General features: G+C 61.8%; 10 protein-coding genes. 9 read left to right on the top strand and 1 reads right to left on the bottom strand.

The features are described from left to right. The first annotated feature begins 125 nt into the window (after positions 1–125). The 9 genes from B5T_RS07235 to B5T_RS07195 all read left to right on the top strand — a co-directional run bounded on the left by B5T_RS07235 (position 126) and on the right by B5T_RS07195 (position 11,113). Positions 126–794, top strand: coding sequence for a hypothetical protein (locus tag B5T_RS07235; RefSeq protein ID WP_014993833.1), 669 nt, complete (start codon positions 126–128; stop codon positions 792–794). A 42-nt stretch (positions 795–836) separates the two neighbouring features. After that, entirely contained in the window at positions 837–1,811 is a 975-nt protein-coding gene (locus B5T_RS07230; RefSeq protein WP_014993832.1) for a tetratricopeptide repeat protein, read from the top strand. A 321-nt stretch (positions 1,812–2,132) separates the two neighbouring features. After that, on the top strand, positions 2,133–3,125 hold the full coding sequence (locus B5T_RS07225) for a GlxA family transcriptional regulator (RefSeq protein ID WP_014993831.1): 993 nt from the start codon (positions 2,133–2,135) through the stop codon (positions 3,123–3,125). 44 nt (positions 3,126–3,169) lie between these two features. Continuing rightward, the gene (locus B5T_RS07220) at positions 3,170–4,552 is read left to right on the top strand and encodes an alanine/glycine:cation symporter family protein (protein ID WP_014993830.1); all 1,383 of its coding nucleotides are present in this window, start codon (positions 3,170–3,172) and stop codon (positions 4,550–4,552) included. A gap of 347 nt (positions 4,553–4,899) precedes the next feature. Further along, entirely contained in the window at positions 4,900–5,775 is an 876-nt protein-coding gene (locus B5T_RS22245) for a GAF domain-containing protein (protein ID WP_014993829.1), read from the top strand. Between the two features lie 166 nt (positions 5,776–5,941). Next, the gene (locus B5T_RS07210; protein ID WP_014993828.1) at positions 5,942–6,709 is read left to right on the top strand and encodes a GGDEF domain-containing protein; all 768 of its coding nucleotides are present in this window, start codon (positions 5,942–5,944) and stop codon (positions 6,707–6,709) included. A 187-nt stretch (positions 6,710–6,896) separates the two neighbouring features. Continuing rightward, a complete protein-coding gene (locus tag B5T_RS07205; protein ID WP_041716928.1) occupies positions 6,897–8,066 on the top strand; it encodes an OmpA family protein in 1,170 nt (389 codons plus the stop codon). 519 nt (positions 8,067–8,585) lie between these two features. Next, positions 8,586–9,893, top strand: a complete 1,308-nt coding sequence (locus B5T_RS07200) for an acyl-CoA dehydrogenase family protein (RefSeq protein ID WP_014993826.1) — start codon at positions 8,586–8,588, stop codon at positions 9,891–9,893. Positions 9,894–9,907: 14 nt separating this feature from the next. Continuing rightward, on the top strand, positions 9,908–11,113 hold the full coding sequence (locus B5T_RS07195; protein WP_014993825.1) for an acyl-CoA dehydrogenase family protein: 1,206 nt from the start codon (positions 9,908–9,910) through the stop codon (positions 11,111–11,113). 28 nt (positions 11,114–11,141) lie between these two features. Here B5T_RS07195 and B5T_RS07190 read toward each other — a convergent pair whose 3' ends face one another. Next, positions 11,142–13,154 carry an NADPH-dependent 2,4-dienoyl-CoA reductase gene (locus tag B5T_RS07190; protein ID WP_014993824.1) on the bottom strand — a complete coding sequence of 671 codons (2,013 nt, stop codon included), beginning with the start codon at positions 13,152–13,154 and terminating at the stop codon, positions 11,142–11,144. Between the last annotated feature and the right edge of the window lie 11 nt (positions 13,155–13,165).

Genomic DNA, 13,165 nt, shown 5'->3' with positions numbered 1-13,165 from the left:
GCGTTGCGATATGAAATCCGGCAGTCCTACAATGAGGAACGCATCACGCTGAGCGGGAGCTACCCATGGAGCCGGACGACCGCAATAGCAGTAGATATGCCCCATCCCCCCTGATCCGGGCGACAATGAGCGCTTCGGCCCTGTTCCTGACGATCTGGATTTCCCCAGCCCTGGCCGAGGCAATCCCCTCGCGGGGGGGTTGCGCCAACTCGACCATTCCGCACATTTCCCCCGAGCTGGCCAGACAGGCCGGCATGACCCGGCTGCCCAATGGCCAGTATGAGCTGGACATGGCGGCGCTGGCCGCCAGGGCCGGCGGCCCCGCCGCGCTCCTGCGGGCCAGCCGCCGGCAATACCAAGCCAACATGAAATGGCTGAGCGAGATGGCCTCCCTGGTCGCCGATCCCGGCACGCCGTTGCTGCCTCAAGTCCAGTCGGTGTACCGGCAGGGCTGGGAAACCAATGTGGTGGAAATGTCGATTATCCAGGCGATGGAGTGCCAACTCGGCCTGGCGCCCTCCGACCTCGAAAGACCGGCGCCCCCATCGGAGGCGATCGCCGATCGTCAAAAGCGGATTGCCCAGGGCCGTGCCGAGGCCGAAGCCGAGGCCCGCAAAGCCGCCGGCTGGAGCACGTTCAGTGACATCATAATCGGCGTATCCAATGCAGTAGGCACCGCGGCGGGAGCCATGTCAGGCTCGGGAGGCGGAGGGAGTCCAAGCGGCTCTGGCACCTGCCCGGGAGGGACGCCCAGGGATTCAGCTGGGAAGTGCGAAGTCGGTTACAGTAATTAGTCCTAGCCGGCTACCATAAAAAAACCAAAAAGGCGGCTAACCATGCACACGTTCGCCCCCAAAAGCATTGCCTCCCACTGGCGTCTTATCGCCGGCTTGCTACCCTGGCTGCTAACCGGTTGCGCCAGCGCTGGTTATCAAATGCCCGATCTCTCTCTCGACAGCCTGCTCGGCAGCGACCAGGCGGCCGCCAGGGGGCAGCCCGTGGCCGATATCGGCGTCACCCGCTGTGATCAGCTGACAACCCACGAAGACGACTGGGATCGCGTCAACGGTGTTCCTCCCGTGGATGGCGAGGATATCGATATCGCCGCCGCGATTCCCGCCTGCGAAAAAGCACTGGCCGAACACCCCGGTCACCGCCGCCTGCAGGCGGAGCTGGCCCGCGCCTATGCCGAAGCCTTCCGCTATGACGAAGCCTTCAGGCTCAGTGGCCAGGCCGCCGAGGCCGGCAGTCTCTACGCGCTGATCCAGCAAGGACATGCCTACCGGTACGGCAGAGGCACGCCAAAGGATATCGACAAGGCCGTCAACGCCTACCAAAGTGCCGCCAAAGCCGGGCACATCGGGGCGATGAATTATCTGGGCAGCACGCTCTACCAGCGCGATGGCTGGGGCGACCGCTCCAAGGCCGAATCCTGGTACCGGAAATCGGCCAACACCGGCAATGCCACCGGCATGGCCAACTTCGCCCAGCTCCTTCTCATTGACGGGAAACAGGAAGAGGCCTTTCCCTGGTTCGAACGGGCCGCCCGACAAGGCAATGCGTTCGCGCTTCAGCAAATCGGCACTTACTATGCCGTGGGTGGGGAGCCGGCCATCAAAGCACCGTACACGGCACTGTCCTACTTTGAAAAAGCGGTGGAAAAGGGGCGCCCCAGTGCCAGCGTCAAGGCGGCGAAGCTGTTCATCCAGGAGGCTGGCGACACCAGTTCGCGCCTGAGTGAGAGTGAACGACAGGCCAAGGTCCTGTATTGGATCGAGTACGGTATGCCGAAGTTATCGACCCGCCAGTAATACGATGTACCGCCAAATCATTGCGGGGCGCGATAAACAAAAAAAACCCCGGACCTGGGGTCCGGGGTTTAAAGTACCGTCACAGCATGCCTGCGAAGCAGGCTCCCGAGCCTGATGACGATATACGACTTACGCGGGCAATCAGCCCGGCTGAATCAGCGCCTGTTGGCAAGGTCACCGCCGGCATCTGGCAACGTCGCACCGGCCATGACCACAGGATTCAGGAGTAATCAAACTAATAATGGCACCCTTCCTCCAGGACTGGTATTGTCGCCTATGACTTATTCATGGTGATTTGCGACAAACCTACCAAGGACAACAATGTATCAAGTCAGCGTCCTGGCCTATGACGGCGTTTTCGCCTCCGCCCTGGCAGGGGTGGTGGATCTGCTCAACCTTACCGGCGTGACCTGGAACCGTATCCACGGTCTGCCCCTGGACCGGCAATTCAAGGTCCAGGTGGTCTCCCGTGGCGGCCAGCCGGTGCGCTGCAACGCCGGACTGCGGCTGGCGGTGGACAACGCCATCGAACGGGTCGACAGCAGCGATCTGGTGCTGGTGCCCACCATCGGCAACGAGATCACCAGTGTGCTCAAAGCGGAACAGGACACTCTGGAATGGCTGCGTTTCCTGCATGCCGGCGGCGCCGATCTGGCCAGCAACTGCACCGGCGCCTTCCTGCTCGCCGAAGCCGGCCTGCTGGACGGCCGCCGCGCCACCACCCATTGGGGTTACAGCCCGTTGTTCCGCCAACGCTACCCGCAAGTGAATCTGAACGAGCGCGAGCTGATCACCCGGGACGGCAACATCTTCTGTGCCGGCGGCGGTACCGCCTGGCGGGATCTGACCATCCTGCTGGTGGAGCGCTATTGCGGCGCCGACATGGCGCGGGAGCTGGCCAAGTCGTTCGTTATTGACGTGCGCAACGACCCGCAGAGTATCTATGCCGGCCTGCCGGCCAAGACCTATCACCGCGACGAACAAGTCCAGTTGGTCCAGTCCTGGCTGCACGAGCACTATGCCGAGCCCACCACCCTGGCCGACCTGGCCCAGCGCGTGCATCTCAGCCCCCGGCAGTTGCAGCGGCGATTTATCGCCGCGCTCGGCGAGCCGCCCCTGCAATATTTGCAGCGGGTGCGCATCGAGGCCTCACGCAAGATGCTGGAGCGCGGCGCCACCAATCTGGGCACCCTGGCGGAGCAGGTCGGCTATCAGGACGTGAGCAGTTTCTCCCGGCTGTTCAAACGCCACACCGGCCTGTCGCCGAGCCATTACCGGCAGCGTTTCGCCCGCGTCGGCGCCCTGCGCGACTGACCTTGGCGTGCAATTCCAGGCTTCACTCCTTAGAGTGGGGCTCCATGGGTGAATCAGAATCACAACTCGAACTGGTACTGGGGAAGATCGTCGGCTTTGTCTGGGGCCCACCACTGGTCACGTTGCTGGTGGGCGGCGGCCTGTTCTTCCTGCTTTATTCCCGCCTGCTGCCCTATCGCCATCTCGGCCGGGGCCTGCGCCTGCTGTTCAAGCCACCGGACCGTGACGACCAAGGCTCGCTGTCCCATTTTCAGGCCCTGAGCACGGCGTTGTCCGGCACTCTGGGCATGGGCAACGTGGGTGGTGTGGCGGTCGCCATCGCCACCGGCGGTCCGGGCGCCATATTCTGGATGTGGATGAGCGCCCTGCTCGGTATCGCCACCAAATTCTACACCTGCACCCTGGCGGTGATGTACCGGGGCAAGGACAGCGAAGGCACGCTTCAGGGCGGCCCGATGTACATTATCCGCGAAGGCATGGGGCGGCGCTGGCGCCCGCTGGCTTACTTCTTCGCCTTCGCCGGCCTGCTCGGCACCATGCCGATCTTCCAGGTCAATCAACTGGTCCAGGTGGTACGGGATGTGATCGCCACACCGGCCGGCTGGACCACCGATGACCAGCACTTTTTGTTCGACCTCGGACTCGGGGCGCTGCTGGCGATCCTGGTGCTGGGAGTGGTGGCCGGCAAACTGCCGCGTCTGGCGCGAGTCACCTCCACCCTGGTGCCGGCCATGGTACTCAGCTATCTGAGCCTCACCGGCGTGGTGCTGATCAGCAACAGCGACCGGATTCTTCCCGCCCTGGAGTTGATCGTCGTCGACGCCTTCACCGGGCAGGCGGTGGTCGGCGGCGCCATTGGCGCGATGATCATCACCGGCGTCCGCCGCGCCGCGTTCTCCAACGAGGCCGGCATCGGCACCGAAGCCATGGCCCATGGCGCCGCCCGCACCCGCGAACCGGTCAGCGAGGGGCTGGTGGCCATGCTCGGCCCGATTATCGACACCCTGGTGGTGTGCACCTGCACCGCTTTGGTGATTCTGATCAGCGGCGTCTGGACCAGCGGCGACAATGACGGCGTCTCGCTGACCGCCGCGGCCTTCGGCAGCCTGTTCGACGAGGCCGGCTCGGTGGTCATGGCGCTGACAGTGAGTGTGCTGGCGTTCAGCACGGTGCTGACGTTCTGGTACTACGGCAGCAAATGCCTGGGATTCATGATCGGGGCCCGCCATCAGCATCATTACGTATGGTTTTACCTTTTTTTAATAGTACTCGGCGCCATTGCATCGCTGAATACGGTGATCAGTGTGGTGGACACCATGTATGCACTCATGGCGATCCCCACCATGACCGCTTCTCTGGCGCTGGCACCCAAGGTGAACCAGGCGGCGCGGCGTTATTTCCGTAAGGACGCCGGGGGAGGCGGCTAACGCCGGTGCGCATCCCCAATTCGTGGAAGTTGTGATGCCGCCCGGCGCAGGAGGCGATCGTTTTTGCCACTATCCCGTCCGGTTCCAGGGAAATACTCCCCGGAATGGCGATATTTGCGGCTCGAACGATGCCGAACGTAAAACGGGTGTTGTGGGGTAGGCGGATCCTTGGCTTCGAGAGTGAACGCGACGCATTTTGGGGGGCGCGGCCTCGAGTATCCGGCCGGCGGAGGTAATAACGTCGCCACCGGGCCAGGCATTTCGCGGAGACCGAAAGTGACGGTTGTCAGGAAACGGCTTCCACCCCACAATATACAAAAAATATCACAAGCAAGCGGTGTTTAATTATGTTGTGGGGGAAAACACACTCATTCCACCGGTTTGTCGATACTCAGCTACGGGATCTGCGCGAACGCTATGGCCTGTCCCTGTGGATGCTGATTCGTAAAACCGGCGACGATTGGCGCCTGCTGCGCAGCAACGGCAGCGGCTATGCTTTAACCATTGGCGAGCACTTCAGATGGCCGGAAGCCCGTGGCCGAACCGGGCCGTCAATCCACACCAACGCCGGCGTGCTGCTGGACGCCGAAGCCCATTCACCGCCCTACCCGGTGAATCGACCGATGAAAGTCGGAGCCTGTCTGCGCCTGCCGCTGTACGGCGACGGAGATCGTCTGCTCGCCGTGCTTTGCGCGCTGGATCCGGAACCGCAGCCCCATCTGACCGAGCAATTGCTTCCTTCTTTGCAACGTCAGGCGTTCCTGCTGGAAACCGCCCTGTCGTGGAACCTTTCGCTGCTCAACCAGCAAAGGGTCAGTGACTTTCTCGAAGATGACGGCCGCGATCCGGATACCGGCATTCTCGATGTCACCGGTTGGTCCCGGATTCTGGAAAAAGAACGCCAGCGCTGCCGCAACTACGGTCTCGGCGCTACTATTCTGCGTTTGCACGGCACCGGCCTGGAACGGTGCGACCGCCGGCAGCGGCTGGCCGACTCCCTCGCCGCCCTGGTGCGCGAACAGGACATGGTGGCCTATCTCGGCCATGGCCAGTTCGCGATACTGCTCGCGGAAACCTCGATAATGCAGAGCCTGCGCATGCGCGCGCGTATCCTCGACGCCCTCGCCGCCAAGGATCTGTCGGTGGTGTGCGAGCCGGAAAGCCTGATCCTCAATTCCGGTGTTCTCCAGCCCGAGGTGCTGTTGCACAGCGCGGTCCATTAAGGAGCCTTTGGAAAACGTCATGCCGGACTTCATCCGGCATCTCCCTCTACCAAGTGGTGCGTCCTGCTGAGGGAGATGCCGGGTCACGCCCGGGAACTTGCACCCGCCCCCACCTGACCGGATACTCTCAGCTTCTAAGAAATAATCGTTTTTTTGGGGGAAAACCATGGCGTCGGCTCATAGTGATCATTTGGATTCGCCGACACCGGTCGGCGCCGGGGACCGCTTCTATGCCCTGCGCATGACCGCGCTGATCACCTTTTGCGGTTTGCTGCTGTCCTCTCTGATCACCAGCATCGGCGTCTTACTTACCGGTGAACGGGACTGGCTGTCCGCGATCTGCCTGGCCCTGTTGATTCCCCTGCTGCTGCTCCCCCCTCTGGGCTATCCGTTGTTGTTGCGCCTGTCCTCACTGCGACGGGAAAATCGCGCTCTGCGGCAACAGGTTCGCGAAGATCATCTCACCGGTTTGTTCAATCGTCCGCACTTGCTGGGCATGCTGGAACGTGAACTTTCCCTGAGCCAGCGCCACGATTACGTGGTGTCCGTTTTACTTTTGGATGTCGCCGATTTCACCGATCTGGCCGACCGTCACGGCCGCCGCGCCGCCGATCGCCTGCTGCGGGTTTTCGCCGACCGCATCCGGGACAAGATTCGCGAAAGCGACCTGTTCGGACGCATCGACGGCGCCCAGTTCCTTCTGGTACTGCCTCATACCAGCCAGCACGATGCCCTCCATATGGCGGAGGGCCTGCGCGCGCTGGTCACCAGCATGCAGGTGCCGGGGATCGAGGACAGCCTCCAGTTTGAAATTCGTCTGGGGGTGGCCAGTACGGAGAACACCGGCCCCAATCTGAACGCTCTACTGAATGAGGCCGACTACACGCTATATCAAAGCCGGAATGATCTCCGTCAACGCGCCGACCAAAACTAACCTTAATTACCTATATAAAATGCAATCTTCTAGTACCAATCATTAACAAACTGACGCTTTTCATGTCGCTGTATGACATGTGTTTGTAAATTTTCTTATTAATAAGCGCCGCCCCATTTACTCCTAAAATATGCATGACAAACTGTTCCAGTGTTTGTTCTGCCTACACGATAAAAAGGAAGGAGTTATGGACGCTAAACATTTTCTTGCCTCCAGCATCGCACTGGCATCCGTATCCGTTGCGAGTGTCGCTACGGCCGCGGATATCCCCGATCGGTATTTCTACCTCGGTGGTCACGTCAGCCAAAGCTGGATGGATATCGGCGATCACTACGAGGGTGACGGGTATATTGACGACAACGTGCCCGGTGTTAGCACCGATACCGTGACCCTGCCGGGCGCTCAACTTGGTTACCGCTTCAACCGTGACTGGTCTATCCAGGCATGGTGGGAACGCAACAACTACAACAGCGTGGACCTGCGCAACAACTTCGTCAGCCTGCGCAAGCACTTCCGTGGTGACGCTTCCCCGTTCGAAACCTACGTCGGTTTGAACGCCGGTGAAACCCGTACTGAGTTCAACAGCGAAAGCAGCAACGATTTCAAAGAAGCCGTTGGTGGTGTTGAATTCGGTGTGCAAACCGCGCTGGCTCGCAACTTCCTGCTGGACGTAGGCGCTCGCCCGACCTACAGCTTCCGCAGTGAACGTTGGGACGGTCAGATCTATGCCGGCCTGAACCTGCTGATCGGCGCTTCCAGCGCTGCCAAGCCGGCTCCGGTAACCGACGTGGCCACCGACAGCGATGGCGACGGTGTTCCGGATGATCGTGATCAATGCCCGAACACTCCGGCCGGTGCGGTAGTCGATGCCCGCGGTTGTGAGCTGGACGACGACGGCGACGGCGTACCGAACAGCGCTGACCAGTGCCCGAACACCCCGGCAGGCGCGAAAGTCGACGAGGTGGGCTGCCAGCTCTACCTGACCGAAGACATTAAAGAAACCCTGTACGTGGAATTCGAGTTCGACAAGGCGGTTGTTCGTCAAACCTCCTACCCCGAGCTGGAAGGCCTGGCTACCCGCATGCGCGAGTACCCGTCCGCGAACCTGGTTCTGGAAGGTCACACCGACAGCACCGGTCCGGAAGGCTACAACCAGAAACTGTCCCAGCAGCGTGCCAACGCCGTGAAAGACGTGCTGGTTAACCACTTCAACGTGGACAACAGCCGCATCACCGCCGAAGGTTACGGCGAAGCCAAACCGATTGCTGACAACAGCACTCGCGATGGCCGCGCTCAGAACCGTCGCGTGGAAGCGATCATGAAAGCGACCGTGAAAGAAGCTCAGTTCCAGGATTAATCGGAACCGCTTCAAACAGAGAGTCCTCGACTCTTGGAAAAAGCCCGGCCTTCGCGCCGGGCTTTTTTTGTGGTTCAGCGCGCTGATTTAGAGGGTAACGACATGACTCTCCATCAGGGACAGCGAAGCCCTTATGACTACTTCCAAACCATCACACAGGGATCGAGGGCTTCATCTCCCCTCTCCCGAAAGGCTCGTCGTTGTTGGAAACCCGGAACGCGGCGGTTCACTCGAAGCGGGTCTGTACGGAGGCCTTCCGGGACCCTGTTTGACAGGGACGTCAAACCGGGAGCTTACAGGGATGTATTTACAGCGATCCCGGAAGACCTCCGTGCAGACCCGTGCCCCCGATGGAGTCTCCCTCTAGCCCCCCTGCCCGGCAGCCCCGAATCCGTCAGCGTCAAGACTGCTCGGTCACTGTCGCGGCTGCGCTGCCGCCGTCCCTGGTCGAGGCAGTCAATCCCTTAGAGGCCGCCTGCCCCATAATCGGGTCATTCGATAACGACCACGGGGATTCTCATGGCCAAAGATGCTATTGGCTACGCACTCACCGCCCTTAACCGTCTGGCGTCCTCCGAGCTGCTGGACCGGCTGGGTATGCGCCATACCGCCGAGCGGCTGGCCTATCGCCTGACCAAAGGCGGTTTCCAGGTACTCACCACCTCCGCCCGCGCCTTCAAGTCCGCCCGTAAAGTGGACCGGCCCGAGCGCCTCAACGCGCCGGGCACCACCACCGATCTGTTCGATCTCAATATCACCGAAGAGCAGCAGATGATCCGTGACAGCGTGCGGGCTTTCGCCGGCGAGGTACTGAGGGAACAGGCCGAACGGGCTGATCATGACCAGGGGATCGCCGAAGAGGTGCTGGGCCAGGCGCGGGAACTGGGTTTGAATTTCTTCGCCGTCCCCGAAGCGCTCGGCGGCGCCGCCAATGAAAGCACCACCGTCACCAGCATGCTGGTGGCCGAGGATCTGAGTTGGGGCGACATGGGCCAGGCGGTGGCGATTCTGGCGCCCATGGGCGTCGCCAATGCCCTGACCCGCTGGGGCACGGCCACACAACAGGACAAGTACCTTGGCAGCTTCGCCGAGGAACAGGCTCCGTTGGCCACCATCGCGGTAACGGAGCCGCGCCCGCTGTTCGATCCCATGGCGCTGAACACCCACGCCACCCGCGATGGCGACGACTGGGTCATCAACGGTGAGAAGTCCCTGGTTCCGCTGGCCGCGGAAGCCGAGCTGTTCCTGGTGGCGGCGGCCACCGAGGAAGGGCCGGCGGTGTTCATCGTCGAAGGTGGCACCCAGGGACTGACCGTGGGAGAGGATCCCGCCATGGGGATTCGCGCCAGCGCCCAGCGGCCGCTGCGCCTCGATGAAGTCAGGGTCCCGGAACAGAATCGCCTGGGCGACGAGGAGTTTGATTATCGTGCCTTCGTCGACCTCGGCACTCTGGCCTGGTGCGCTCTGGCCATCGGCACCGCCCAGGCGGTACTGGATTATGTGGTCCCTTACTGTAATGAGCGTACCGCTTTCGGTGAGCCGATCAGCCACCGTCAGGCGGTGGCCTTCATGATCGCCGACATGGCCATCGAACTGGATGCCATGCGTATGCTTACCTACCGCGCGGCCTGTCGCGCCGAACAGGGCAAATCGTTCCGCCGCGAAGCTCATCTGGCCCGTACTCTGGTCAAGGACAAAGCCATGAAGATCGGCACCGATGGCGTTCAGCTTCTCGGCGGCCACGGCTTTACCAAGGAGTATCCGGTGGAACGCTGGTACCGTGATCTGCGTGCCGTTGGCGTCGCCTTTGGCGGCCTGCACCTGTAAGGAGGGAAACCCACATGAATATCGAGATTCCGAAGAAGTTCAAACCGCTGATCAACAACGCCTACCAGGTGGCGCGCAGCACCCTCCGCCCGATTTCCCGCAAGTATGACCGCGGCGAACACGAATACCCCAAGGAGCTGGACATGCTGGCCGCCGTATTGGACGGCTTCAACGAAGGCGACCCGGCCAACTCCGCCGGGGCCGCCACCACCGGCAGTGGCAAGGTGGAAGACGGCGGCAGTGTGAAGAACGGCGCCAACATGGGCGTTTGCCTGGGCGCCATGGAAATGTGCTATGGCGATACCGGCTTCCTGCTGGCCATGCCCCGCCAGGGCCTGGGTAACGCCGCCATCGCCGCCGTCGCCAACGACGAACAACTGGAGCGCTTCAAGGGCAAATGGGCGGCCATGGCGATCACCGAGCCGGGCTGCGGTTCCGATTCCGCCGCCATTCGCACCACCGCGAAAAAGGATGGCGATCACTACGTTCTTAACGGCGAGAAAATCTTTGTGACTTCCGGCCAGCGCGCCGACTGCGTGGTGGTATGGGCGACCCTGGATCCGCAGTTGGGCCGCGCCGCCATCAAGTCCTTCGTGGTGGACTGGGGCACACCGGGCATGGAACTGGCCCGCCTGGAGAAAAAGCTCGGCATCCGCGCCTCCGACACCGCCGCCATCAACTTCGTGGATTGCCGGGTACCGGCGGAGAATCTGCTGGGCAGCCCGGAGATCGATACCAAGAAGGGCTTCGCCGGGGTGATGGAGACCTTCGACAACACCCGCCCGCTGGTCGCCGCCATGGCCATCGGTTGCGCCAAGGCCTCACTGGAACGCATCAAGGAATTGCTCGAAAAACAGATGAGCTACGATTACGGCAAACCGGTAGACAACTGCTCCGCCGTGGAAGCTGAAATCTACAAAATGGAAGCGGACTGGGAAGCGGCGTATTGGCTGGCGGTGAAGGCCGCCTGGATGGCGGACAACAAGAAAGCCAATACGCTGGAAGCTTCCATCAGCAAAGCCAAGGCCGGCCGCGTCGGTAACTATATCACCCTGCGCTGCGTGGAACTGGCCGGTAGCCTCGGCTACACCGAGGACGAACTGCTGGAAAAATGGGCCCGCGATTCAAAGATACTCGACATCTTCGAAGGTACCCAGCAAATCCAGCAGCTGGTGATCGCCCGGCGGGTGCTGGGGTTGAGTTCGAAAGAACTGAAATAAACCATCGCGGCTCACGAGCCGCGATTTTTTATAGCGCCGCGGCTAGTTCGGCGCCCTGGCGAATGGCCCGCTTGGCATCCAGCTCCGCCGCCAGTTGCGCACCACCGATCAAATGAAGATTCTCCTCACCTTCCCGATACAGTTCCTTGAGCGGCTCCTGGCCAGCGCAAAGCACCACGTGATCCACGTCCAGTAACCGGGCTTCGCCGTTCACCGTCAGATGCAGCCCCTGGTCATCCACCTTTTGGTAATCACAGCCGGGCAGCATTTCCACCTGGCGCTGTTTCAAGGTGGCCCGATGCACCCAGCCCGAGGTCTTGTTCAGCCCCTTGCCCACGGAGCTGTCCTTGCGCTGCAACAGATACAAATGCCGTTGCGGTTTCGGAGGTTCCGGTTCCACCAGACCACCGCGCGCGTCAGAAGTGAAGTCCACGCCCCACTCGTCCAGCCATTCTGGCAACGGCTGATGGCCTTCACGGGGGGCCTCGGCCAGGAATTCCGCCACATCGAAGCCAATGCCGCCGGCGCCAATGATAGCGACTTTCTCCCCTACCTCGACCTTGCCCTGCAGGACGTCCACGTAGGACACCACCTTGGCATGATCAACACCCGGGATTGACGGCGTGCGCGGCACCACGCCCGTGGCCACCACGATCTCGTCGAAGCCCTGCTGTTGCAGTTCCTCGGTGGTGACCCGCTGGCCCAGGCGCAGCTCGACGCCGGTCACTTCCAGACGCCGCTGGAAGTAGCGCAGGGTGTGGTAAAACTCTTCCTTGCCCGGGATACGCTTGGCCATATTGAACTGGCCGCCGATGGCATCCGCCTGATCGAACAGCGTGACCCGGTGCCCCCGTTCCGCCGCCACCGTGGCGCAGGCCAGCCCCGCCGGGCCGGCCCCCACCACCGCGACCCGTTTCGGCTTGGCGGTCTTCAGATAGACCAGTTCGGTTTCGTGGCAGGCGCGCGGATTGACCAGACAGGACGCCCGCTTCAGCTCAAAGGTGTGGTCCAGACAGGCCTGGTTACAAGCGATACAGGTGTTGATCTCATCCACCCGCCCCTGTTCGGTCTTACGCACGAACTCCGGATCCGCCAGCATCGGCCGCGCCATGGAGACCGCATCGGCCCAGCCGTTGGCCAGAATGTCCTCGGCCACATCCGGGTCATTGATACGGTTTGACGCCACCACCGGGATCGACACCTGATCCTTGATCTGTTTGGTGATCTCAGCGAAGGCGGCCCGGGGCACCGATGTCACGATGGTCGGCACTCGCGCTTCATGCCAACCGATACCGGTATTGATCAACGACGCTCCGGCGCCTTCCACTTCCCGCGCCAATGCCAGCACTTCTTCCCGGGTGCAGCCGTCCGGCACCAGGTCAATGGCGGAGAGCCGGTACATGACGATGAAATCATCGCCGCACCGGCGACGGGTCTCCGCCACGATTTCCACCGGGAAGCGGCGGCGGTTTTCCGCCGAGCCACCGTATTGATCGGTGCGCTTGTTGGTGCGCGGCGCGGTGAACTGGTTAATCAGATAGCCTTCCGACCCCATGATCTCGACACCGTCGTAACCGGCCTGTTTGGCCAGCGCCGCGGTACGGGCGAAATCCTGCACGGTGCGGCGCACTTCGCGGGTGGACAGGGCCTTGGGCTTGAACGGGTTGATCGGACTTTTGATCGCCGAGGCGGAACCGGAGAACGGGTGATAGCTGTAGCGGCCAGCGTGCAGTACCTGCAGCACGATCTTGCCGCCCTCGCGATGCACCGCGTCGGTGACCAGACGATGATTACGCACATCCAGGCGGCTGTTGAAGGTGCCCGCCAACGGATAGAACCAGCCGCGCCGGTTGGGGTTGAAGCCGCCGGTGACGATCAGGCCGACACCACCACGGGCGCGCTCGGCGAAATACGCCGCCAGTTTCGGAAACTGCCAGAAACGGTCCTCGAGTCCGGTGTGCATGGACCCCATGATGACCCGGTTTTTCAGCTGTGTGTGCCCCAGGTCCAGGGGCGAAAGCAGGCGCGAGTAATCGCTCATCAGTGCTCTCC

Source organism: Alloalcanivorax dieselolei B5 (assembly GCF_000300005.1).
GTDB classification, from domain to species: domain Bacteria; phylum Pseudomonadota; class Gammaproteobacteria; order Pseudomonadales; family Alcanivoracaceae; genus Alloalcanivorax; species Alloalcanivorax dieselolei.
This window is presented reverse-complemented; position numbering and strand designations above follow the sequence as displayed.